Here is a 26,092-nt window from a genome sequence, read left to right as displayed (position 1 = left end):
CAGCTTTCCTTTTGCCGTTTTAAAAAAGATTTTCCACTTTCAGGAATCTCTCCTGCTCTTCCTTTACCTTGGAAGCCGTACCTACCACACAGAGCAGATCCTCCTGCATAAATGCACGGATATGTGCGGACAATGCACGGATATCCTCTTCGGTAGCCGCCAGCAGTTCGTCGCGTTCTCTCTGTAAAGTGGCATTATCCAGTCCTGTCATATAGGCACTCAGGGAATACAGTCCCTTTGCCGCCGGATTCATGGGTACGTCCAGATCACTGACCGCACCGATGATATACTGGGTCATGGTACGTTCATCTGCTGTGAACTCTGCAATGGCATCTGCAGCTTTCTCGTAAGTTTCAATGGTCTTGCCCAGATTCGGATCTCTGTAGGAGACAAAGTAGCTGTCACCGGATCTGCCGAAGCTGCACATGCAGCCGTAGGCACCACCCTTGACACGGACATTAACCCACAGATATTCATACCCCATCATGACTTTGAGTACTCTTAATGCTCCCGTATATTGCAGTCCACTCTTGCGGAAATTACCGGCACGGCATACGTAATTGACCTGACCGGAGGTTAAGAAACCTTCGTTTTTCCGGGAGATTTCCGGAATGTAATGTTCTTTTTCCACGTTTTCCATATAAAGTGCTGCTTTGAAAGCTTCCACCGGAGCATCTAAAAGAGCCACGGCCTTTTCCTCACCTACGAAATCCACCATGAGGTTTTCCGGACGGAAGATCATTTTCACTAAGGTCTGTAAGATTTCCACCAATTCTTCTTTTTTCTCGTCAAAATGAGCTTCCAGATCCGTGATCAGACGATAGAACGGGATACCGGAAATCTCTTCGCTCACAGCTCCGGGAATACTGCCGTAGGATAAGGCTCTTCCGGCCGCCACACTGTGTCCTCCGGAGGTCATCTGTGCCTGCATCCGGGACTTGCCCTCCGCCAGAATCTCATACAGTCTCTTGGCATCCGTAAAATCACTGGTCATTACGATCTCACGCATCAGATCGATTGCTTCCGCAAGGCGGTCATAAAATACCTTCGTCTTCAGTTCCAGAGTCAGTATAAACTGATCCATATCCTGCAGCTTGCCATAGACATTATTTACCGCAGCCATGCCGCCGGTGACCAGATTCATCTCGTTAAACAGATCTCCATAAGCATAATGCTCCGTATTTAACAGTCCCAGGCAGCCCTTCAAAATGCCGATATACGGGAAATATTTACCGGGGATCTGATCCAATTTGAAGATCAGACGTAAATAGCCGATGCCGTTTGTAAACAGATCATGATACAAAAGTGTGGTATCTCCAATGCTCCGCACTTCGTTCACCGGCAGATTTGCCTCTTTCTTCATATCTTCCCGTTTTAACAGAGGGATTTTCTCCAGATCTTCCTTTGCGTCTTCGCTCTCCTGGAATTCGGTCAGCTTCTGGAAGGTCTCCTTCACGTTCTCGATCTCTTCCGGACTCATGGCAGCTTTCACCTGTGCCATCTTTTCCCGCTGTTTCTGCTCCTGCTCTTCCAGAAGTCCCAGCTTCGGCTGCAAGATCACCACGCTGCGATGGGTATTGTCCAGCAGATATTTCTGTACCAGACCCTCAAAATATCCGGTCTTCACTTTCCCTCGAAGTTCAGCGAAAGTCTCGTTGGCCTCGATGTGAATGAACGGCAGTCTGTCATCGTACAGCCAGCTGTCCAACACCTGTAAACCGTACATAAGTCCCTTGGGGTAGGAACCGAAATCCGCCTCTCTGTATTTGAATTCATAATAATTGATGCCGGCAAGCAATGCCTTTTCGTCGAAGCCGTCCTTTACCAGCTTTTTCAGCACTTCTTCCGTTACCTGTAAAAATTCCTGTTCTTTCTCTACGGAAGTGTCCTTCGCCACCACACTGAAATAGGGCTGGCGGATACCATTCTCATAGATGCTGTAGACATCCTTACCCACACCACAGTCCACCAGGGCCTGTTTTAAGGGTGCTCCTGGAGCGGAACACAGGGCATAGTCCAGGATCTGGAACGCAATGTAAAGCTTCGGATCCAGACTATTGCCCACGCAGAAGTTCTGGGACAGGTAGGTATTCTCCTCCTCGTCCTCTCCCTCGCCGATGGGACATTCCCTGACAATACGATTCGGCGTGGTAAATGCCGCCTCTTCCGTCACTTCGGAATCCACCTCAAGGGCATCGTAGACAGACAGATAATGCTCATCGATAAAGGTCAGTTTCTCCGCCATATCCATATTGCCATAGAGATAGATATAGCTGTTGGAGGGATGATAGAATTTCCGGTGGAAATTCAGGAATTCTTCGTAGGTCAGCTCGGGGATCGCTTCCGGATCACCTCCGGATTCGCAGCCGTAGGTGGTGTGAGGATACAGGGAATTCATGATCTCCCGCTCCAGCACATCATCCGGAGAGGAAAAAGCACCCTTCATCTCGTTATAGACCACACCGTTGACTTTCAGCTCCTCGTTGTCACCTTCCAGCTCATAATGCCAGCCTTCCTGTCGGAAAATAGATTCGTTTTTGTAAATATTCGGGTAAAAAACCGCATCCAGATAGACATGCATCAGGTTCTGGAAATCTTTGTCATTGCAGCTGGCCACGGGGTATACAGTCTTGTCCGGATAGGTCATGGCATTTAAGAAAGTGTTCAGAGACCCCTTTACCAGTTCCACAAAAGGATCCTTCACCGGGAATTCCTTCGATCCGCATAATACGGAATGTTCCAGAATATGGGCTACACCGGTGGAATCCTTGGGTGTGGTGCGGAAACCGATATAGAATACCTTGTTCTCGTCATCATTGGATACAAGTGCCACCCTTGCTCCGGTCTTCTTGTGACGGCACAGATAGGTCACGCTGTTAATGTCCGGGATCTGCCGTTTCTCTATAATCTCATATGTGGATAAATCTTCTACTCTCATTTCTGATGTGTCCTCTTTTATTCTATCTTAATCGATTTCTCCGTGCTACGCACTCTCGAAATCGTAACGACCATTCGCAATCCGGACTATCGTCCTTCTTGCTCATGTTCGTTTGCTCCCCTCATAGAAAGCCTTCGCCGCCTGCAAGCAGTCGCTCATGCTTTCTATGGGTGAGCTTCATCTGTCAAAACGCGGCCAGTGCCAGCTTGCTCATGGAGATTTCCTGAATCACGACACCCTTCGCCTCTTTCTCCTCCGGTGTCATGGCAACTAATTCCCGGATGTTCAATTCCTTCGTGACATAACGCTTTTTGCCTCTGCCGAAAATCCTTTTTTTCTCCTCGATGATATTGATCTTCACCCGAGCCTTGATCCGGTCGTAGATCTTCACAAGAAAACTGTCCGGCTTCAGATAATACAGATGAGTCTCCAGCGTATCCTGAGGATCCACCTCTTTTTCCGCTAAAATATAGCGTTCCACGATCAGGCGGAATTTAAACGCCACCTCGTCCTGATCCAGCAGCTCTGCAAAGGTATATTTTGCGCCTATGTAGACCTTTGCCGTATCCTGCAGGCTGTATTTATAATTCTCATAAACTGTCTTTTGCATTGTTGTCGATATCCTCAATCTTGAAACCGCTCATTCTTATGGCATCCTCGATCATCTTGCGGGACATACCGGTCTCTTCCATCAGTTCCTCCGTGGTCACCTTGCGGTGCAGTTCTTCCGCCAGTTCTCTGGCCTTATCCGCTACCTTGTTGACCTTATCTTCCACTCGCTTGTCGATCTTGGAATTTTCTGCATGTTCGGCAATGTATTCTTCCATGGCATCCATGATCATTTTGCCGAGCATTCCCTCGACTTCGTCCGGTTTCTCCAGACTGCCCAGCATGGTCACACCGAAGGAAAGCGCCAGATTGCCTTCTCCCACCAGATCTTCCAGCAGGACACCCTGTCCGGCATAGAGTTTTGCGATCTCTGCCACATCCGCCAGATGCAATTCGATCAGGCGCTGCTGCGCATCCGTCTCTCCCGCCATGGCTGCGATGGAAAATGCCAGTTTTTCACCGTCACTGTAGGTCGGTAATGCTGCTACTTCATCCAGATATTCCTGTAAGTAATCCTTTTCTTCCTCCGTCAGGAATTCATCGGGATCCATAGGCTGTCCAATACCGATTTTATGTTTTAACAGATAGTCAAATACCATCTGCAGCTGTTCATTGCTCAGATCCAGCTCGGCGAATGCTTCCTTTACCTGTTCTTCGCTGATGCAGTTGCCCTGCTCCTTGGCGGTCTTGCGGACCTGCTCTAAGGTCTGGGCAAATAATACTTCTTTGTTCATATAGGGTCTCCTTTATAATAACATCACTTTCTCCGCGCTTCGCGCATTGCCTGCAAGCAGTCATGCCATATGCCTCTTGCAATAATACACTTTCTCCGTGCTTCGCACTCCCGAAAGTGTACAGACATTCGCAATCCGGACTATTTTATGTGCTCATGGGTAAACAAATGATACTGGCAATATTCGTAGTTGCCGTTACATTTGGAGCAGAAACGGAACTCCAGATTCGGATCGTCCTCTTCTGTCCGTCCGCAGACGGCACATTTGTGTCTTGTGACTTTCGCCCGTCCAGCATTGGATTTTCGTTCGAACTGCGCCTTGCGGTGCATCTGTTTCGGCGAGATACGGCTGCGATGCAGTCTGTAAAAGTATAACACAAAGTTCAGCAAAGATGCCACTACCGCGAATTTAGTAAATAAGTTTCCTGCGATCACGGTATAGATCATCAGTACCGCATCCAAGATTCCCATCCATTTTACTTTCACCGGTATCACGAACATCAGCAACACCTGCATATCCGGATACGTAGCAGCAAAGGCAAGGAAGATCGACAGGTTGATATAATACGTGCTGAACGCATAAGAACCGCTGTAAAATACCAGGGAAGCCGCTTCCGTACTCATGCCGCCGGTGATCAGATATGCCACACCCATGCACAGGAAGCTTCCGATAATCGTAAACAGCATGCCGGAAAAGATATACACATTATAGCGATAAGTTCCCCAGGTACGCTCCAGCGCCGTACCCAGACTATAATAGAAAAACAGCATAATGATTGTGAAGATATCCAGACTTTCCGGAGGAACGATCACCCAGGTCACCAGTCTCCAGACTTGTCCGTGCAGGATCCGGTAAGGGTCCAGTGTCAGAAATCCCAGCAGATTATTGCCGGCTGCTTTTCCCATCAGTTCGATCACATATCCCGCCACATAACACATGATCAATACCATGGTCAGGTTATGGATCGCATATTTTCCAAACTTTTTTTCGAATTTGCTCATAAAACAATGTCTCCATAAATAGTTATATTTTGATTTTTCTCTATCGAGATTGTAACATCCGGAAGAGAATAAGTAAACTGCACGTTCTCTTTTTTCAGAGTTTTCCCGAAAAATTTAAGTTACATTTTACAAAACTTTAACAACTAAACTCCCCCATTATTCGTTGCATTGTGGTGTTTTTTGTCGTATAATTAGAATGTTTTGTTGATGAAAAAAATGCATTAAATAAGTAGATTTATTTTTATTTCAGGAAGGATGTATCACATGAATTCACAGGAAAAATACGCAACTCTCGGCATAGATATCGGTTCCACCACTGTCAAGATTGCTATTTTGGACGAAGAACACAATATTTTATTTTCCGATTATGAGCGTCACTTCGCCAATATCCGGGAAACTCTGTCTGAGCTCCTTAAGAAAGCTTATGACCAGCTGGGAGAATTGCAGCTGCACCCCATGATCACCGGTTCCGGCGGTCTGACACTGGCCAACCACCTCGGCGTTCCCTTTACTCAGGAGGTCGTAGCCGTGGCTACTTCCCTGCAGGAGCTGGCACCCAAGACCGATGTAGCCATTGAATTAGGCGGTGAGGATGCGAAGATCATCTATTTCGAAGGCGGTAACGTGGAGCAGCGTATGAACGGCATCTGCGCCGGCGGTACCGGTTCCTTCATCGACCAGATGGCCAGTCTGATTCAGACGGACGCTTCGGGCTTAAACGAATATGCGAAAAATTATAAATCCCTCTACACCATTGCTGCCCGCTGTGGTGTATTTGCCAAAACCGATATCCAGCCTCTGATCAACGAAGGTGCTACCAAGGAAGACCTGTCTGCTTCTATTTTCCAGGCAGTGGTGAACCAGACAATTTCCGGTCTGGCCTGTGGTAAGCCGATCCGCGGTCACGTAGCTTTTCTGGGCGGGCCTTTACATTTCCTGTCTGAACTGAAAGCTGCCTTTATCCGTACCTTAAATCTGGATGACGAGCACATCATTGACGTGGACAACTCCCATCTGTTCGCAGCCATCGGTTCCGCACTAAATGCGAAGGAGGAAGTCTGCATCAGTCTGTCTGACATGGTGAAAAAGCTGTCCTCCGACATCAAGATGGAGTTCGAAGTAGAACGTATGGAGCCTCTGTTTGCGGACAAGGCTGCTTATCAGGAATTCGTGGAGCGTCACAGCAAGCATCACGTGACCACCGGAGACTTACAGTCCTATCAGGGCAAGGCTTTCCTGGGTATCGATGCCGGTTCCACCACCACGAAGATCGCTCTGGTAGGTGAAGATGGATCCCTGCTGTACTCTTTCTATTCCAGTAACGACGGAAGCCCCTTGAAGACAGCGATCCGTTCCCTGAAGGAGATCTACTCTCTCCTGCCCGAAGGCGTGGAGATCGTACGCTCCTGCTCCACTGGTTACGGCGAAGCGTTGATGAAAGCTGCTTTTCTGCTGGATGACGGCGAGGTAGAGACCGTGGCCCATTACTATGCCGCTGCTTTCTTTGACCCCAGCGTAGACTGTATCTTAGACATCGGCGGTCAGGATATGAAGTGCATCAAGATTAAAAACCAGACCGTAGACAGCGTACAGCTGAACGAAGCATGTTCCTCCGGCTGTGGCTCCTTTATTGAGACCTTTGCCAAATCCCTGAACTATACCGTGCAGGATTTCGCTCAGGCTGCCCTGTTTGCAGAGCATCCTATCGATCTGGGTACCCGTTGTACCGTATTCATGAACTCCAAAGTAAAACAGGCGCAGAAGGAAGGCGCTTCCGTAGCAGATATCTCCGCAGGACTTGCTTACTCCGTTATCAAGAATGCTTTATTTAAGGTAATCAAAGTCTCCGATGCTTCAGAGCTTGGTAAAAATATTGTGGTACAGGGCGGTACTTTCTACAATGACGCTGTTCTGCGCAGCTTTGAGAAAATTGCAAACTGCCAGGCGATCCGTCCCGACATCGCCGGTATCATGGGTGCTTTCGGTGCGGCTCTGATCGCCAGAGAACATTACGAAGACAGTTATGTGACCACAATGCTGGATTATCAGAAGATCTGCGATCTCCAGTTCGAGACCAGCATGGCGAAATGTAAGGGTTGTACCAACAACTGTCGTCTGACCATCAACAAATTCTCCGGCGGCCGTCAGTTCATCTCCGGCAACCGCTGTGAACGTGGTATCGGTGGTCAGAAGAATGCCCACAATGTACCGAATTTATACGAATACAAATTACATAGACTGTTCTCTTATGAATCTCTGGACGCTGACAAGGCTCCCAGAGGTGTAGTTGGTATCCCCAGAGTGCTGAATATGTACGAGGACTATCCGTTCTGGTTCACCTTCTTCACCGAACTGGGCTACCGTGTTGTGCTCTCTCCCAGCTCCAACCGTAAGATCTACGAGCTTGGCATTGAATCCATCCCCAGTGAATCCGAGTGTTATCCGGCGAAACTGGCTCACGGCCATGTGACCTGGCTGATTCGTCAGGGAATCAAGTTCATCTTCTACCCTGCGCTATTCTATGAGCGCAACGAGTTCGAGGATGCCAACAACCATTACAACTGCCCTATCGTTACTTCTTATTCTGAGAATATCAAGAATAACGTAGAGGAAATCGCCGGCGGTGAGATCACTTTCCGCAATCCGTTCATGTCCTTTAGAGATCTTGGTACCGTGACGGATGCACTGACGAAGGAATTCACCGAGATTCCCGCCGCAGAGATCGCCGCAGCCTGCGAAAAGGGTTGGAAGGAACTGGCAAATGCCCGTCACGATATGGAGAAAAAGGGCGAAGAGACTCTGGAATACTTACGCAAGACCGGCAAGCGCGGTATCGTGCTGGCAGGCCGTCCCTATCATGTAGACCCGGAGATCAACCACGGTATTCCCGAGCTGATCACCTCCTACGATATGGCCGTACTGACAGAGGATTCCATCTCCCATCTGGCAAAACCGGAACGTCCTTTGATTGTATCCGACCAGTGGATGTACCATTCCAGACTTTACGCTGCCGCAAGCTATGTAAAGACGGTGGAGAATCTGGATCTGATCCAGTTGAATTCCTTCGGCTGCGGTCTGGATGCCGTTACCACCGATCAGGTGAACGATATCCTCTCCGGCTCCGACAAGATCTACACCTGCCTGAAGATCGATGAAGTCAACAACCTGGGTGCGGCCCGTATCCGTATCCGTTCCCTGTTGTCTGCAATCCGTGTCCGTGAAAAGATGGGCAAGCACCGCAACATCCGTTCTTCCGCTATCGAGAAGGTACCGTTTACCGAAGAGATGCGTAAGGACTATACCATCATCTGTCCGCAGATGTCCCCGATCCACTTTGAGATCTTGCAGCCTGCGTTCAATGCCTGCGGTTACAATTTCGTGGTATTGGACAACGATAACAAGCACTCTGTGGATGTGGGTCTGAAATATGTTAACAATGATGCCTGCTATCCTTCCCTGCTGGTAGTAGGTCAGATCATGGAGGCTCTGCTGTCCGGTAAATATGACCTGAACAAGACAGCCATCATCATGAGCCAGACCGGTGGCGGATGCCGTGCAACGAACTATATCGGCTTCATCCGTCGTGCCTTGAAGAAAGCAGACATGGAGCAGATTCCCGTTATCTCCCTGAACCTGGCAGGTATCGAGAGCAATCCCGGCTTCCATCTGAATGCGGATCTGCTGTTACGTGCCGCTGTGGGTGCGGAATTTGGTGACATCTTCATGCGTTGTGTATATCGGATGCGTCCTTATGAAGCAACTCCGGGTTCCGTGGATGCTCTGCACAAAGAATGGCTTGCGAAGGTACAGAAATTTGTCTCCGCGAAGCATATCAGCATTCCGAAGTTCCGCAGGATGTGTACCGAGATTATCCGGGATTTCGATGCGGTTCCGGTACTGGATATCAAGAAGCCCCGTGTCGGCGTGGTCGGTGAGATTCTGGTGAAATTCTCTCCTGCAGGCAACAATCATCTGGTAGAGCTGCTGGAGAGCGAAGGTGCGGAGGCTGTAGTACCCGACCTGATCGACTTCATGCTGTACTGCTTCTACAACCAGATCTACAAAGCAGAACACTTAGGTACCAGCAAGAAGACTTCAAAGATTTCCGCGCTGGGTATCTGGGCCATCGAACATATCCTCCGCGGCTCTGCCGTGAAGGCTTTTGAAGAAAGTAAGCATTTTGATCCGCCTACCAGCATTTACAAGATCGTCTCCTATGCGGAACCGATCGTATCCATCGGCAACCAGACCGGTGAGGGATGGTTCCTGACCGGTGAGATGGTGGAACTGATCAAGGAAGGCGTACCGAACATCGTATGTACCCAGCCCTTCGGCTGCCTGCCGAACCACGTGGTAGGTAAGGGCGTTATCAAGGCTCTGCGGAAGGCATATCCTTCCTCCAACATCGTAGCCATCGACTACGATCCCGGTGCCAGCGAAGTCAACCAGCTCAACCGAATCAAACTCATGCTCTCCACCGCCCAGAAGAATCTGAAGAAGGGCGAAGGAAGCGCGGAATAAAACATTTATAGTCTGAAACCACTGCCCGCGGCAAGGGATTCCATTGGAATTCCATGCCGTGGGTGTTTTGTATTCAGATCTCTTTTCCCAAACAAACATCTTTTCAGAATATCCCCTGTCATGTTATAATGCACTCAGATATGCTTGTGCCTTCAAAAGTGCCCGCTCTATTGCTTATCTGCATGTCCCACAATGTTCATTTATCTCCATTTTCGCTAAAAGCTGTTTTCTGGCTATTTTAGTACAAAATTTCTCATATTTTTTCTTTTTTTGTATCTATTTTACCCTTTTTCTTTATTTTGATACAATCATCCCTTTTTCCACTTGAAAATTAGACTTTTTTGTATTTTTTTCTGGTATTTTATCCTATTTACACCAAACCATTTTGAAAGGAGTTTTTTATGATTCAGAATTTAGACACTCGCCTTAATAAATTACAGACACAATGTGACTACCTACGCCGCAAAATTTCCGCCTTTCCAGAAGGAGAATTATCCATTCAAAAAAATGGATCTTACCAACGCTGGATTATCAGAAAAGAGGAACAATCTGTATATTGTCCTAAATCAAATCGTTCTCTTGCAGAGATTATGGCCTTGAAAAAATACTACTCTCTTCTGCTACTGGAAGCCGAAGAAGAATTTTCTCTGCTAAGTTCCTATAAGAAAATTTCATCCTCACAAAGCCGCTCCAGGAAATTATCCTCCTCTGACCTTCTAGAGGAATCTTCACCATATTATGAATTGCTGCAAAGTCATTTTGCGAAGGACAAGCTTCCGGTATCGATGCAGAAATGGTGTGCGGAAAGCTATGAAACAAACAGTTCTCACCCGGAAAATCTAATTCATACTACACTGGCGGGACATAAAGTCCGTTCCAAATCCGAGGTTATCATCGCCAATCTTCTGTACACAAATCATATTCCATATCGTTACGAGGCAGCTCTGGCCTTAAATGAGTTGACAGTCTATCCTGATTTCACGATCCTGCATCCCACCACGCAGCAGTTCTTCTACTGGGAACACTTCGGGATGATGGACAAGAACAATTATTGTGATGCTGCCTGCAACAAACTCAAGTCTTACTGCTACAACGGAATCTTTCCGTCCATGCAGCTGATCACCACTTACGAGACCGGCAAGGTTCCCATTCGTTCAGAACAGGTACAGCAGATTATCACGCAGTACTTTTTATGATATGATGAAGCAAAATCACTTGCTTGCAAGTGTGATTTTGCGAAATGCATTGAGTGAGCTGTGCTCACGATATAATGAGCGCAAGAGAGCCAACATGCTTGCATGATTGGCGATAACCAAACGGGCACAAAAAAAGACCGGGCGTGTATCGGCCTCCAGTCATTAGATTGATTCTGTTTCTAACTTTTGGGCGGTACAGCTCCGGTTCTTTAAGGTGAGCAAGCTCTCTTTCACCTGCAATCTCACGATGCATTTGCGCTGCGGTTCTCAATGTATTGTTGCAAGACTTCGGTGACTTCCTCCGGTGCCAGGCCGGCATCCTCGATCAGGTCACTTACTGCCTCCAGTTCTTTGCGCCTCTTCTGCTCATATAATTCTTCCAGTTCCCGTTCCTCGGATTCAATGCGGATATTCAGCGCATTGATCAACTCCTGTTTTGCCTGGATCTTTTCCTCCAGGGATTTTCTCTGTCCTCTTGGCATATACTGTGTGCTCCTTTCCTTATGGCAATACTATCGAAAAGGCCATTCATCAGGGATCACAAGCGTAGCATAAGCTGCCGTGATCAGTCATGAATGGCCTGATATGTTACAGTATATGGACAACATTGTAAAAATATACCATATGTCTGTTAATATTATACCGCTATAATTTTTGTCCTATCGGAACAAGCGTCCACAGATATTTTTCTTTGCTCACATCAAATCTGTCGGACCTAGCCCAGGTTGTCTACTGCCGCCTTCAGCTTGTCCAGTGCAAGCTCTAGAGTTGCTCTGGGGCAGGCAATATTCACTCGCTGGAAGTCTGCTCCACTGGGTCCGAACATTGCTCCGCCATCCAGCCAGAGTCCCGCTTTCTCTACGATAAACTGATCCAGTTCCTTGCCGGAAATCCCAAGTTCACTGCAATCCAGCCATACCAGATAAGTACCTTCCGGCTCTACCAGATGAATCTGTGGAATTTTCTCCTGCAGATATGCTCGCAGGAAGTTCAGATTCTCAAGCAGATAAGCTCTCAACTGATCCAGCCACTCCTGTCCGCCACGATATGCAGCCTCGCAGGCTACCGCTCCCAACGCATTCGGCTCATCGTATCCGGTCTTGTCGATTTCCTTCTGGAATGCTTCCCGCAATGTCTCATTTGAGATAAAAATATTGGAAATCTGTAAGCCTGCCAGATTGAAGGTCTTACTGGGTGCGGTGCAGGTCACGGTGAACTCCGCAAAACGGGGATCCACATTGGCAAACACCGTATGCTCAAATCCGGGATATACAAAATCATTGTGAATTTCATCACTGACTACGATCACATGATGGCGCAGGCAGATCTCTCCCAAATACTGCAGTTCCTCTCTGTTCCATACTCTTCCCACCGGATTGTGAGGATTGCACAGGATAAACAGTTTTATATTCTCCTGCACAATCTTGCGCTCGAAGTCTTCATAATCTATGCTGTACTGCGACTTTCCTTCAGTTACCCTTTTTTCGTATACCAATGTATTATCAATCACCCTACGGTCATTGTCCCTAATGATATTGGTAAAGGGATAATACACCGGATTTTGGATCAAGACCGCATCTCCCGGCTTTGTGAAAGCTTTTACCGCTGCACCCAGTGCAAATACCACACCGGGGGTCTTCATGATCCACTCTCTCTTCGTCTTCCAATTATGGTTTTTTTCCATCCAATTGGTTATGGCATTATAATAAGCATCCTTAGGCTGGGTGTATCCGTAGATTCCATGATCTACCGCCGCGTGAAGGCTTTTCGTAATCTCCTCCGATACTGTAAAGTCCATGTCTGCGACCCACAGTGGCAGCACATCCGCAGGCTTGCCTCTCTCCACGGCATAGTCGTACTTCAGGCAGTTCGTTCCCTTACGATTTATAATTTTATCAAAGTTGTATGTAGCCATACGAATCCTCTTACCTTTCGACAACCTGCAAGCTTTCTGCCTGTGGCCCCAAGTTGCAGGTTAAATTTTTCTGTCAATCGTACCTATTCTACCAGGACCTTCTGCACGTCCTGACTCGTTGCGTCTGTTGTGGGACTTCCGTGAAACTTTCCGCGGAACTGGCTAAATTACTATGTATACCAGTCAACCCCACTCAGGCAAAGGCCTGCTCCAAGTCTGCCAGCAGGTCATCAATATTCTCAATACCAACAGACATTCTCAAAAGCTTTTCATCCACACCCAGAGTTTCCCTGACCTCTACAGGTACATCTGCATGGGTCTGCTTCATGGGATAGGTCAGAAGACTTTCCACGCCTCCCAGGCTTTCTGCAAAACGGATCAGCTTTACGCTCTCCAAAATTTTAACAGCTTTCTCCGCAGAATTCAATCGGAAAGAAATCATTCCGCCATAGCCGCTGCACTGTCTGTCAATCAGCTCCTTATCCGGTCTGGAATCCAGTCCGATATAATAGACTTCTTCCACTTCCGGTCTCTGTTCCAGCCAGTGTGCGATGGCCAGAGCATTCTTCTGGTGCTGTTCCATGCGGACTGCCAGTGTCTTGATACCGCGGAGTAACAACCAGCTGTCAATCGCAGACAGACAGGCTCCTGTAGTCTTGTAGATATTATAGAGCTGGTCATACAGAGCATTATCCTTCACCACCAGAAAACCGGACAAAGTATCATTATGTCCTTCCAGATATTTGGTTCCACTGTGTACCACGATATCAGCTCCTAATGTCAACGGCTTCTGGAAATAAGGAGACAGAAATGTGTTATCCACGATCAACAGGCATCCATTCTCATGCGCAAGATCTGCAATTGCCTGAATATCCGCTACTTTCATCATCGGATTGGACGGTGTCTCCAGATAGATAGCTTTTGTCTCCGGGCGCAACGCTGCCTTCACCGTATCCACGTTGGAAGTATCTACACAATCCACGGAAATACCATTCTTGTGACTGATCATGTTCCACAGTCTCAACGTACCGCCGTACAGATCATCGGTAGCGATCAGATGATCTCCGGGAGAAAAGATTTCCATCATTGCAGTGATTGCCGCCATTCCCGTAGAAAATGCCAGTGCCTCTGTTCCCTGTTCCAACAGAGCAACCGTCTTCTGCACTTCGTCTCTGGTGGGGTTGCTGCAGCGGGAATAATCATATCCCGTACTCTTCCCCAGTCCCGGATGCGCATACGCCGCATTCTGATAAATGGGCATGCTGATGGCGCCGAACGGATCCTTTCTCTCATTACTTCCCTGGACACATATGGTCTCTGCTGCAAATGCCATCTTTTTCTCCTCCTATGTCTATGTATACTATATTATTCCCTTTATATTTCCTACTGTTCCAGTAGGTATAGTATATATTTATCATAGTACATAGAAAAAGTCAAGTTTCTATTCCATATTTACCAATAAAGTTTCATTTCTTTCTCAGCTTCCTGCTCTGAGATATTCAGTTTCAGTCTCACCTTTTGTAAAGTTTCTTCATAACTGGTATTAAAATCCTTGCACATTATAATAATCCCTTGCGCAACTCCCTGAGAAATCCCCTGCGAAATTCCCTGTGCAATCCCTTTTCTTGTATACTGATCAAATAATTCACACACCCTGATCTCATCCTCCTCTTTGATTCCCATTTCTTTTAATGCATCTCCGGTATCATCAACATTTGTATCTCCGGATAATACCCGTAGCATCTTAACTGTTGCTTCTTTATGAATCACTTTTCGGTCCGACCGATAGCTATCTCCCTCTGCAAGATAATCCACGATGATTCTCATATCACTTTGAAAAAGCTCTCGTATTTCTCTGGGTAAATGACGCATTTCCCAAACATGAAGTTGTACATCATCTACATACTTCCATATAATATCTGCAGTCGCCCCTTCTTCATCAAATAACCGGTGCAAACTGCATCCCCCTTTCCACCTGCTCTTTCCCCAGTATAACACAATTTCTATCACAGGATATAGGCTCGGATTTTGTTTTTCATATTGTCTGCGGTATTCTCCACCTGCATACCCGGCCTTGCGCAATACCATGCCCTTATCCACCTTTGTCTGATTGGCAAATAAATACAATACCTTAGGCACCCCATTTACCACATGGTACTTTGCTACATCTTCCAATTGATTTCGCAATCCATTTTCTTTATCCAAGTAAAGACTCTCAGTAGCCGCCGACAACATTTCATAATCTTTAACCCTTCTTCTCCCTTCATGTAACAGAACATTAATAATGTCCGCCGCCACATCCGCATAGCTTTCAAAATTTTTCGTCACAATATCGTTTGTTTCCAATAGTTTTCTCCCTGTCCGATTGTTCTGTCAATCCATGAATTTGCGGCGATCCGCCATCGACTGCACCTACGCATTAAAGCATTTTCAGAATATTGCCTATATAGACTTTCTTAAGATGTGATTACTATAGCACATGCATATCGATTCTGCAAGAAAATTGCAGGTAAAAAACCATACAAAAACAGAGCTGTGGAAATTGGTACTTTTCCACAGCCCTGCTCTTTGTGCAATTTGTCTTTTCTGCGTCGCCCGCAAATCCTTTAATCCAGCTCAAACAGCTCCGCTGCGCTGACCGTCAGGCTCTTAACAGCGCCTTCGGTCCGCTTGGCTCCGTTGTCGTAAACGGTTGTCGCCCGGATGTAGATGGTGGCGGCATCCTGATCGTTAAGCGTCATCTTGCCGCTGCCGGAGAACAGGCCCATCTCCGATGCAGGGAATGCCAGCGTGTATACACCGTCACTGGTCACAGAATAATACGACGTACCTGTGACATAATAGTCCTTTCCACCTTCCGTAAAGTGATTGTCTCCACCGGTGATCACATGTGCATCCACTGCTGTTCCTGCGGAATTCATTACCGTAAGCCCGGTCAGAGGCTTCACCTTCAGCTTGTCCTTGCCATATGCGATCTCTATGGCATCCGCATCCGTGGATTCCTTGAAGAACTCTACCCGGATCTCCGTTGCTGAAGACAGGATGTTGTAATCGGTAGCCTTGAAATCCACCTGAATCTTATTGCTTCGATCCAGGATCATCTTGTTGGCAGCATCATACATCATATATACGGAGTCAATGGTGTTGCCGTTGTCATCCCGGAAAAATACGGAAGGTGCCTTGGTTCCTGCATTGTAAGCCGCTACCATGGTGTTCACAAACAGCTTCTTCTCCGCCATTCCCGTGGGCTCCGTATGTCCCGCACCGGAATACGTGACATTACCCATGCTGTAAATATAATAATTATTTACCACATCTTTAGGGCTGACATTATACAGATTCACGCCATTGTCGTTGCCCCATCCGTTGTTCCACTCGGTCTGCGACTTTCTGGTCTTGGCATTGTCGGACAGGTCGGACAGACAATACCATACCACAATATCATTCTTGCCGTCTCCGTCCTTATCCAGCTCCATGTTCGGCTGCAGCCACTGATAATGTGTTGCCGCCACTGTCAGAGTCTGCTGTTCTTCTGTAGTGATCTGATAAGGATAATTAGTGATCTGTCCTTGATTTACCTGCGAAACGATCATATCAGGACCGGCACCGTCTCCGAATTCCTTGTAATCTCCCAGCACCGTGATCTGCCCCTGAGAGTTCGTTGTCTTATCCATACCCTGATAAAACAGAGAATTGCGAATCGGGAAACAGAAGCTCGTATAAGACGTTCCTTTCCGCAGGATCGCATTGATCCGATTCTGCACATAACGGACTGTCGTATATTTGGTCGTACCCTCGATATTTCCGACCGTCTGATCACTGCTCCGGTCCGTTCCCGGCTTCCATGCCGTATCGTAATTGTACTGCGTGTCCAGAATATTGTAATAAGCATCATAACGCTTTCTCTGGGCATCGGATAAACTGGAATTGTTCCTCTGGTCATCATAATATTCCAGCAACGCACCATAACGATCCAGCCCTACCGCCGCACGCATGGTCTTGTTGAACTCGTAGCCCCAGTACCAGCCTTTACCGCTACCGGCCTTACTGTTGATATAAGAACTGCTGTCATGGGTAAACAGGACACTCTTACCATCTTCGATATAATCACGGATGGCTTCGGATACTGCCATGTTCTTCAGGCTCTGATCCTTGCTTCCGAACTGATAGTTGTCTCCGAATCCCAGGATCAGCATATCGTACTGCTGGAAAGTATTGTATGCCGCATTGTAATAAGCCTCAGACTTCTGTTCATCGGTCTTAAGCTTTTTCAACTGATCGTCTGAAATCAATCCGTTGATAAAAGTTGAAGTCTTCACGGAATCAATAGATACATTAAATTCCCGGATACCGCTTAACAGTGACTTTACATCACTGTCACTTTCCAGATTCCACAGTGTCTTGTCATTAGATGCTTTTCTGTCGGACATCAGCTGCAATACCTGAATATCCACTCTGGAACCTCTGTCCACTGCCGTATAACCGGACACTGCGGTTCTCACCAGTGCATCAGAATTATCAAAGAAGATCATCTTCCAGGGCAATACTCCCTGATAATCATCCGGCAGCACTCTGACTACCTTATAGGTATATCCGGTGCGCAGCTCGTAATGGCCACCGTCATTCTTCGCCACTTCCTTCCATTCCTGCCCGGATCTGACATACAGATTCAGTCCGGCAAGCTCCTCTGTGGAGGAAAGTGTCTGCCCGATCACATCGGAACCGGAAAAGCGACCGTCGGAGTTCTTATCAATATACAGCTTGCAATCATACGTCGTGCTCACCTGGGAGGCAGCCGCATCATTGGACAGAGCAAAAATATACTGCAGATAGAACTTACCGTCCGTCATCTTCAGGAACGCATCGTTGATACCGTCCCCGTTGTAATGCAGCTCTGTAGGAATATAATCTTCCCCAAGATTTTTCACCCATTCGATCTGCAGTTTGGAAAGATTCAGATGGTTGCCAAAGTTTCTCTGTCTCTCTTCTCTTGCTTCCTTTGCCGCCTTTGCGGCAGCCAGCGCCTCTTTGCTGTCATCCGCCGCCTTTTCTGCTGCTCCGGGTACTAGCTGACTCTCCGCAAATACATTCTCCTGCCAGTATTTGTAATTGCCGCTTTCATCCGTGGACAAGGCAAACTGTATCAACTGGTAAAAATAGGAACTTTCGTCCACTGTTGCCGTATTGGCACTCACCTTACCGTCAATTCCCGTCAGAAGTGCATTCGCAAATACTACCGGATACCCGGCGGAAATATACTGCTCGAACTCCTTTTCTCTGGTGGAGTTCATATCGTTTCCCGGGCCACGGTACTGATTGGAAGTGTGACTCAGGGAATCATCCTTCAGACGGTTCTTGTTATCATCCGATTCATCCTTATAATCATACAGATCCCCGATATGCGTATAGATCAGCCCATTCATGGAACTGTCATTGTAAACGGTCTGATTGTTTTTCACATTCATGGTTCCGGTGCGGGCACCCACATAGATCATATCATATCGATCGTTGAGATCCTCTATCTTGCCAATGAACTCTGCGGAAGCCATCTGGGTAATGGAAATCCTTCCACCGTAACTGCTCTGCCCCAGAAATCCTTTCACGGAATCTGCAGATAAAGCTCCAGTTCCGAAATCATAACAGGGCTCCAGATCCAATATCGCAAGGCTGTCCTTTACCTGGCTTCTGTGCAGATACCAGTTCATAATATATCTGGTGATGGAAGCTTTGCTGATCTCTTCATTCAAAGTGACCGCCGTGGCATTTTCCTGTGTGATCAGAAAATTCTCGTAGCGGATCTCTTTCAGGACATCCGTGTAGATCCATGCTCTTGTCGTATCTGACTTCAGATCCGTCAGATAATCCTCTGCCGCATAAGCTTTGGAACTGTCGTTGTTCAGGTATACATTTTCGTTCAGGTATTCCTTCAAGGTATCCAACGTCAGGGTATCCGCATTTGCCGCCTGCATTGCAGACGCATAGGATCTGATATTTCCCTCTGCCGCGCTTTTCAGCGTATCGACACTTACATTTTCCCAATAGGAATCTCCCTGACCTGCGATTGCGGTTGCCACATTGTCATCCGACACCTGCAGCAGAGTCAATGCCAGTTTCGTCAACACTTCATTGCTCTGGGTGCTGTTCTTGGCATAAAAATTATAATCCATGATCACCGGCACTCTGGCTGCAGCGGTTCTGATCCCGCTGCCGTCCACGCCAAATGCCAGCTTTGCGATCACGGTTGCCGCAGAGACCATATTGGACGGCTCTGCCCCGTAATTTCCCTGACCGGAAAAATAGAACAGATCCACATCTGCCAGATCAATTCCACAATAAGAATCCTCCGCTGTAATGGAAGCATCTGCCAGATCAGCCAGTTCCTGCAGGGTAAGTGTTGTCACTTCGATCTTCAGTGTATCGATATCGTCTCCGGTGGCTGTACCACTCTCATAACGACTGGTACCGGACAGATTCAGGACATTTTTCTTGAACCATTCTTTGTTGTAGAAACCGCCGTTATAGGCAATAGTCTCCGTAGCATCCTCTCTGTCATCCCCTACAAAATCATAGCTGTTGGCGGTGTCAAAGCCCGCTTCCCCCTTGTAAGTAACCTGAAGGGAACCCGGTGTCACCATAGTGTAGCTGCCGGCCTCATCCTTACGATAGGTATCGATCAGACGGTAATCACCGTTTTTGTCACTTACTGTCATTGCAGATACATAATAGTCGCCGTTATCATTTGCTGTGAAATCCACAAGATAGGCACTGGCTATGGTCTCAAATGTATATGCCTTCGAAACATCATCCCATTTTGCCCAAAGCTGTGCGCTATCCGGCTGTGCATGATCCAGGATGTAGAGATTCTGGGTAATATCTCCGGCAGAATAGGCTGCTATCGCATCTCCTCCGGATGTCGTGCGTGCCTGCACAGCAGTACCTGCATCATTTCCGGATACCCCTCTGGACGTAGTCTTTAATCCATCCGGCAGTGCCGCATCGGTACCGTATACAATCTGTCCAAGATAGGTATAAACTGCAGTCTCACCCGTACCTATCTTCTGATAGATTGTCCTGCCCACATAATCTTTTGCCTGAAAACTCGTTTTATCAATAGCGGCCAGATCCGTCTCCGAAATTGCATATAAGCCCTGCGCATATCCCCTGGTGCTGTCTGAACCATTGATAATCGTAGTCTCCAGTCCGTTGCTTCCTCCGGTAGATCTATGGGAAAATACCGGGGTCACGCTTTTGGCATCCCGGTTACTGTCTCCGGCGGCCTCCAATGCACTGTATCGGTTATAACGTTCTCCTGCTGCCACCGTCTCCCCATTGGCAATCTCACGATAGACCGCATCGATCTGTTGGTAATTGTATCTGCCGGATCCGTCCTGTCGGAATACAAAGCGTCCTCTTACGTCCTCGGTTCTGGAAGCTCCGGTGCTTTCGCTGTAGGCAGAAAAAGTAACCGGACCTGTCGTCGGAAACTTTGCAGCATCCAGACTGTCCATAGCTGTCTGGCGCTCTGTGGCTGACGGCATCTCGGAAAGCTTTCTGCCCTCAGATACCGGCTCCTCGCCGCCTGCCAGATAGCCGATCGTGGCATTTTCCTTCGACGGAACGATCTCCAGAATATGGAAAGTACCGTCAGAAGAAGCTACCGTATCCTGTACCAGTTTTTCAATACCCGGAAGGGTTCTTTCCTGCGCACTGACCTCCATAGAGCCATAGCTCTGACCGGCTCCGACGGCCAAAGCTATGGTGAGGATTCCTGCTATGTACTTTTTTGAATTGCGTTTCCAATTCATGGTCATTTATTATCCTTCCATTCCCACCACTCCGGATTCTTCTCTACTTCCAGTAAAAGATTTCTCTTATGATCCGGATATCGTTCATCATAAATGGTCATAATTAAATAATCATTTTCTTCATGTGCGCCAATATCAAACTGTACCTGCGAAAAAGGAAGATGCATATTATCAATTTCTGCAAATTTCGTGTTGGAATCCAACGGCAGTTCTCCCTGGAAATATCCTGCCAGTTTTGCTGCTCTATGTCCTTTCTCTCTTCCAGACTCAAAACCATACGCATGCAGATCATAACGATTCGTCCAGGTAGGTCTCAGCACCGTAATCACATGCTGATCATTGGCAAATAAGATATCCACTACCGGCACCAGTATTACCGTTTCGGCCACTAATGTGGAATCATCCAGGCTCCATGCCTGAAGCTTCAGACGATATTCGGTATCCCAGGAAATATAGCTAAGTGCTCTTACCTCTGTAGATTCTCCCGTATTTTCTGTTGTCAGATAGGCTTCCTGATGAACATTATCATATGCTCCGTCATAGACTTCAAAACCGACCTGATATGATTTTTGTATTCCGTTCCATACCTTGAAATCATTATTCAGCTCACTGGGAATATCTGCAAATCTCCAATTTACTTCCCCTTTATAATTTCGAATCTCGCAATTAATTTTTCCATTACGGTTTAATACAAACTGACTGGAGTAAATATACGGTTCCTTCGCGTTTACAACCGTCTTCAGGGGAGGGATTGTAATATCGATTTCTCTGGTAATCTTAATATCTACTGATAAAGCTATCACCGCACGTACACGTACTACCGTATCCGTCATATTTCCACATTCCAGTTCTGCCTGGAACTGTCGACCATCAGAATCTGTCAAACCGGTTATTTTGTAATTATTGGCATAATCATCTACCACACTCCACTCAATCTGTGGATAACCATTTCTGTAATCCGCCCAGGACGGCAGACATTCAATCAATGCCTTATAACCGATCTTTTCCGTACTTCCTTCGGTAAAATCATATGTGGTCAGATTCTTGGCAATCAGTGTTGCATCATATTTTCCGTCAATGTTGGTATAGGGTAATACCGATACCTTTGTGGATGCAGACATTCCGGGATCCGCCACGGAAGTACAGGTTACCTGTAGCACAAGTGTTCCGGTCGGCTCATATCTGTCAGCCGTCAAAAGACCGCTCCCATTTATCGTGGTTCCTGCCTTAAGTCCAGTTGCGTCCACTCTTGCCACGCTCCAGGTCACCCCGGCATTTTTAGCCTCTTCTGTTCCTTCCATAGTATAAGAGTACTGCAGGCTGTCCCCCTGAATCACAGAAGCATCTTTCGGTTCTATATCCAGAGAATCCACCATATGCTTTTGTACCGTTACGGTAGCCGTTGCCGCTATGGTAGGATCCGCTACGGCGGTACAGGTTACTGTCAGAATATTCTCTGCTATGGTCTCATCCGCTGCCACACTCAGTTTACCGTTACCGCTGATGGTACTCTTACATGCGCTGCCATCCTGATAACTTACGGCCCAGGTCACGCCCTGAGCAATGGCTTCCTCGTCTCCGGTGATCTCGTAATCGAAGACGAAAGCCTGTCCCTGTTTCAGATCTGCGTGCTCGGGAATGATACGGATGCCGCTGATCCAGGAATAGATGCTGGACGGTTCGGAGCTCAGATCATTTCTTAACTTGATGGTCTCGGAAATATCATAGGATTTGTCCTGATAGGTAAAGGTCATATTCAGAACGACTTTCCGCTTATCCAGTTCACTGAGGTCCACGCTGAAACTGCTGACATGCTCTGCCATCAGTGCGGGCTTAGCCGCGTCAAAATCTCCTACCACAACTTTGCCTTCGCCGTCCTTAGTATTTGTTACCTCGTAAAGATATACCTGATTGGCATCGGCATAATCCGCTCCGGCACCCCCCTGCCAGCGGATCATATAGCTGTTGTCATTATTGATCAGACGCAGCTCGCTGACACTGGCATTGGTTACTTCCATGCCGTTAACGTCTTTTGCCACATTGCCATCAACATCAACCGCTTCCTGATCTGTCAGATTGGAAAAGCTGATACCCTTCTCCACATCAATGATCAGATCGATCATCTGGTTGGCGGTCAGCTGGGCTTCTTCCTGCAGGGTCAGTTCCTTGTTCCCCCGCATATAGGAATTGTTGCCGGCGACCACGAATGCTCCCACCGCACCAGCTACTATGGTCATGATGGCAAGAGATACGATGATCTCTACCAGAGTAAATCCTTTCTTTCCAATACCCATGGTCAACCTCCTTACTTCGTCAGGATCTTACCAGTCTTGCCGACCGTTGTGATTTCTATGTTTCTCGTTCCGTTGCTTACGACGATTTTCTGACAATATTCCTTCAACACATTGTTTGCCGTACAGGTATCCTTCTCAAAGGCCCCGGATGCACGGTTAAACACCAGATGCAGCCCATTTGAAGATGAAACATAAGGTAACAGGCTGTCGGATCCTTTCAGTTCCGTCAGGGAATATCCCGTGGAATCCCCCTCAAAATATACTTTGATATCAATAGGCTCTTTTCCCAGTACCCTGTTGGATACCTCCACATCTCCCTGCCGGATCTGTGCCGTATATTCCTTGGTCGTATCATTATAGCTGATAACGCACTCCACCTGATTCTGTTCTTTTCCGAGGGTCAGCACTCTGGTCCGCTCCAGTGTTGTCACAATTTCGTCCGCACATTTCCGGACTTTCCTGCCGGTCAGGGATGTAATGGATGTGGCCATCACACCCACCAGCACCGCCATGATCGCAATGACAATGATCAGCTCCACCAGGGAAAAACCACTGTTGTTATTCTTTCTGCCAGTTTTCATAAACTATCAAATCTCCCAGATTTATATCACTGTTCTTATAGGACTTACCGTTACTGCTCAGGTAACCGTCTCCGCCATTTAAAAAATCTACCACATGATATTCCTGTGTCTTACCGGCAGCATCTACGATCGTTCTGGAATAGGTCAGGGCATGAAGCACCGCATCCCGGTCAGGTTCCACATTGACATTCTGATCCAGCGTGATCGTTCCGCCGGACAGGATCGTTCCCTGGAATTCCTTTGTCACTTTGACATCTCCGGTAGCAATGATCAGTCCACTGAACTCGCCGAATCCGGCTTCCGGATAGGTATAATCACCCTTTACAATAACTGCCTTATATCCCTGCTCCGCAAGGCTTCCTGTGGTATTGCCGAAATATTTTGACTCCACCTTATTTCCGGTACTGCCGTTTAATACAGCATGGAAGGTCGTTATCTCCCCTTCATTTACCAGATTGGTATAAGCATTGGCTGCATCCGTCTTCTCCGAAGGAAGCAGCTGCTCATAGACATCGATCATCTTCTTGGACAATGCCTGGAATTTCAACTGATCCGATGCCAAAAGTGCCTGATATCCTGCATTGGCACCATCACTGGTCAGTGTGGCATCCAACAGCTTCTCCTGACTTCCCGCAGCCGCACTGCTGTCATACATGGCCACATTGCCTGCCAGATGCATGATGTACGCTCCGTTCTGCTGTCCACGCACCTGAATGGCTTTGGTATACAGACCGGTATAGGCTTCCATGGTCTGCTGGTTGGCACCGTAATAATCCTGAAAATACCGGTTGGCATTAGCTCTCGCGGTATCAGAGGTGCTGTCAAAGCTTACATAATAATACACCAGCGTGATCTTGCTGTTGATCCGCTTGAAAATCTTCTGGATATTGTTCTGGGTCAGTCCGTACTCGGCCAGCGTATGACCATTCAGGGTAGCGGACGGAATATTCAATGCCACTTCCGTAACATCCGCCTGGTCCCTGATCTTGTCCTTATACTGCTCCAACGTGATCGGGTTGCTGGCACCGTTTAACACGGTCTTGCCGGAAGCATCCACGCCGATACACTGCGCCGGAACGAGGTAAGCCAGCTGGTCACTCTTCACAGCGATAGACTGTCCCATCATCACATCCTGTACTCCGGTGTTGCTCACACCATCCTCACTGGTAATTCCATCCTTGGCTTTCGTCAGAGAAATGTAAGAATTTCCCGCCAGCGTAAGATTCTTCAATTCATTCAGATAGATCTCCGTATCCGTGCCGTTGACCAGAATGGCGCTGCTGTCCACGCCCTTTCCATTACCGAAGCCGATATACTGTCCGGCATATTCTCCGTCGATCTGTGCTCCGGCGGTAAATACATTCCGTTCCCCGGTCATCCTGAGGTCTCCGGCCACATATACGTTGTTTCCCTGAAAGCTCAACGTTCCGTTGCTTCCCGTATTGCCCGGAATCCCTCCGTTCATGGCAATGGAACCGGCCCATACTTCACCGTACTGATCTGTGGTAAGTGTGGCTCCTTCTCCCAGATATAAGTCGGAAGCCATCACCATACGCTTGTCTTCGTTTTCATTGCCGGTGGTCTCTTTCCATTCCACCGTCACACCGTTACCCTTGCCGGACTCTTCGCTGCCCACGATAAAACGTTCCGCATAAAAGCTGCCGCCAATGACATTTTTACTGATCAGCGTGGAATCAGAAGGAAGTGCCTGAATATTCTCCTGCGCCACCATGGAGATCCCCGTAATGGAGGGAAGTGTCACTGCCTGTGCAAAATCCATATCCGGCATCTTCACCCGGATATCGGTCTGGATCACGGACACATAGCCATCGGTATCCGTATAAGTCACTTTCAGACCGCAGAAGGAAAGTCCATCGGTGTACAACTGAAAACGTCCGGTAGGAATATCCGTGGTCTCCACTCTCTCCTTGTTGCCCGTCACCGGATCCGTTGTCATTACATATACCTTCAGACTGCCGCTGCTGTCCAGAGCCATCCGGTACACTACTTCCCCGGAGTCATTCAATGTCTCTAGCACCGTCCCCCGCTTTATCTCCGAAGACAGGCTGTTGAACAGCTTGGTCAGATCATAGTTGTTGATATTCATACTTCCTGTCACTGCATAATAATCCTGCATATCCTTCAGGAAATAATATCTCAGTTTGTTCTGCTTCTCCTCTGCGGAGGTTGCCTCATAATTTTTCAGGACCAGTTCATAGGCACTTCCGACAGAAGCGGACACCCGCTCTCCCATAGCCGTCCGGATCTCATCCAGCACAGTCTCTGCGGAGTAAAAGTTGTCCTTCGCCTTGAGATTGTTCACCTTCATCTGATAGTTCAGCAGTGACATATACATCAAAACACTGGCTAAAATGCCAATAAAGGCCATGGCAATGATCACAACGACCATTGCTGAGCCCTTATTGTCCGTTCGTCTGTGGAATTGTCTTACCCTTGAAAATATTTTGGGATTTCTTCCGCATATCTTCATTTTTCTC

14 protein-coding genes are annotated in these 26,092 nt (G+C 47.5%); 2 read left to right on the top strand and 12 right to left on the bottom strand.

Annotation, left to right across the window (positions count from 1 at the left end; translation table 11 throughout):
- Positions 1 to 19: 19 nt before the first annotated feature.
- The 4 genes from OCV96_RS01440 to OCV96_RS01425 all read right to left on the bottom strand — a co-directional run bounded on the left by OCV96_RS01440 (position 20) and on the right by OCV96_RS01425 (position 5,282).
- Positions 20 to 2,938, bottom strand: a complete 2,919-nt coding sequence (locus OCV96_RS01440; protein ID WP_118503319.1) for an insulinase family protein — start codon at positions 2,936 to 2,938, stop codon at positions 20 to 22.
- 184 nt (positions 2,939 to 3,122) lie between these two features.
- Positions 3,123 to 3,548 carry a hypothetical protein gene (locus OCV96_RS01435; RefSeq protein WP_022313373.1) on the bottom strand — a complete coding sequence of 142 codons (426 nt, stop codon included), beginning with the start codon at positions 3,546 to 3,548 and terminating at the stop codon, positions 3,123 to 3,125.
- Positions 3,529 to 4,281, bottom strand: a complete 753-nt coding sequence (locus tag OCV96_RS01430) for an RNA polymerase sigma factor RpoD (RefSeq protein ID WP_118503317.1) — start codon at positions 4,279 to 4,281, stop codon at positions 3,529 to 3,531. Before OCV96_RS01430 ends, OCV96_RS01435 begins: the two co-directional genes overlap by 20 nt.
- Before the next feature lie 140 nt (positions 4,282 to 4,421).
- Positions 4,422 to 5,282, bottom strand: a complete 861-nt coding sequence (locus OCV96_RS01425) for a hypothetical protein (RefSeq protein WP_117568658.1) — start codon at positions 5,280 to 5,282, stop codon at positions 4,422 to 4,424.
- Positions 5,283 to 5,546: 264 nt separating this feature from the next.
- Between OCV96_RS01425 and OCV96_RS01420 the strand changes: the two genes are divergently transcribed.
- Together OCV96_RS01420 and OCV96_RS01415 are read left to right on the top strand one after the other, a co-directional pair.
- On the top strand, positions 5,547 to 9,803 hold the full coding sequence (locus OCV96_RS01420) for a 2-hydroxyacyl-CoA dehydratase (RefSeq protein ID WP_262593299.1): 4,257 nt from the start codon (positions 5,547 to 5,549) through the stop codon (positions 9,801 to 9,803).
- A 590-nt stretch (positions 9,804 to 10,393) separates the two neighbouring features.
- Positions 10,394 to 10,999: an ATPase gene (locus OCV96_RS01415; RefSeq protein WP_118537212.1), complete on the top strand. Its 606-nt coding sequence runs from the start codon at positions 10,394 to 10,396 to the stop codon at positions 10,997 to 10,999.
- A 242-nt stretch (positions 11,000 to 11,241) separates the two neighbouring features.
- Here the strand turns inward: OCV96_RS01415 and OCV96_RS01410 are convergent, their stop codons facing one another.
- The 8 genes from OCV96_RS01410 to OCV96_RS01375 all read right to left on the bottom strand — a co-directional run bounded on the left by OCV96_RS01410 (position 11,242) and on the right by OCV96_RS01375 (position 26,085).
- Complete coding sequence (locus OCV96_RS01410) at positions 11,242 to 11,481, bottom strand: hypothetical protein (RefSeq protein ID WP_022313368.1); 240 nt, start codon at positions 11,479 to 11,481, stop codon at positions 11,242 to 11,244.
- Positions 11,482 to 11,714: 233 nt separating this feature from the next.
- A complete protein-coding gene (locus OCV96_RS01405) occupies positions 11,715 to 12,914 on the bottom strand; it encodes a MalY/PatB family protein (protein WP_118668331.1) in 1,200 nt (399 codons plus the stop codon).
- Positions 12,915 to 13,107: 193 nt separating this feature from the next.
- Entirely contained in the window at positions 13,108 to 14,247 is a 1,140-nt protein-coding gene (locus tag OCV96_RS01400; RefSeq protein WP_118668330.1) for a trans-sulfuration enzyme family protein, read from the bottom strand.
- A 119-nt stretch (positions 14,248 to 14,366) separates the two neighbouring features.
- Complete coding sequence (locus OCV96_RS01395) at positions 14,367 to 15,260, bottom strand: Rpn family recombination-promoting nuclease/putative transposase (protein ID WP_118668329.1); 894 nt, start codon at positions 15,258 to 15,260, stop codon at positions 14,367 to 14,369.
- Between the two features lie 260 nt (positions 15,261 to 15,520).
- Positions 15,521 to 20,725, bottom strand: coding sequence for a DUF5057 domain-containing protein (locus OCV96_RS01390; protein WP_118730464.1), 5,205 nt, complete (start codon positions 20,723 to 20,725; stop codon positions 15,521 to 15,523).
- Complete coding sequence (locus OCV96_RS01385; protein WP_262593297.1) at positions 20,722 to 23,013, bottom strand: PulJ/GspJ family protein; 2,292 nt, start codon at positions 23,011 to 23,013, stop codon at positions 20,722 to 20,724. Before OCV96_RS01385 ends, OCV96_RS01390 begins: the two co-directional genes overlap by 4 nt.
- Before the next feature lie 11 nt (positions 23,014 to 23,024).
- Positions 23,025 to 23,594, bottom strand: coding sequence for a pilus assembly FimT family protein (locus OCV96_RS01380; RefSeq protein WP_262593296.1), 570 nt, complete (start codon positions 23,592 to 23,594; stop codon positions 23,025 to 23,027).
- On the bottom strand, positions 23,572 to 26,085 hold the full coding sequence (locus OCV96_RS01375; RefSeq protein WP_262593295.1) for a hypothetical protein: 2,514 nt from the start codon (positions 26,083 to 26,085) through the stop codon (positions 23,572 to 23,574). The genes OCV96_RS01380 and OCV96_RS01375 overlap by 23 nt, the downstream gene beginning before the upstream one ends.
- Between the last annotated feature and the right edge of the window lie 7 nt (positions 26,086 to 26,092).

The organism is Waltera acetigignens (assembly GCF_025567015.1).
Lineage (GTDB): Bacteria > Bacillota > Clostridia > Lachnospirales > Lachnospiraceae > Acetatifactor > Acetatifactor acetigignens.
The sequence above is the reverse complement of the archived record's forward strand: the minus strand, read 5'-3'. Positions and strand labels throughout refer to the sequence as shown.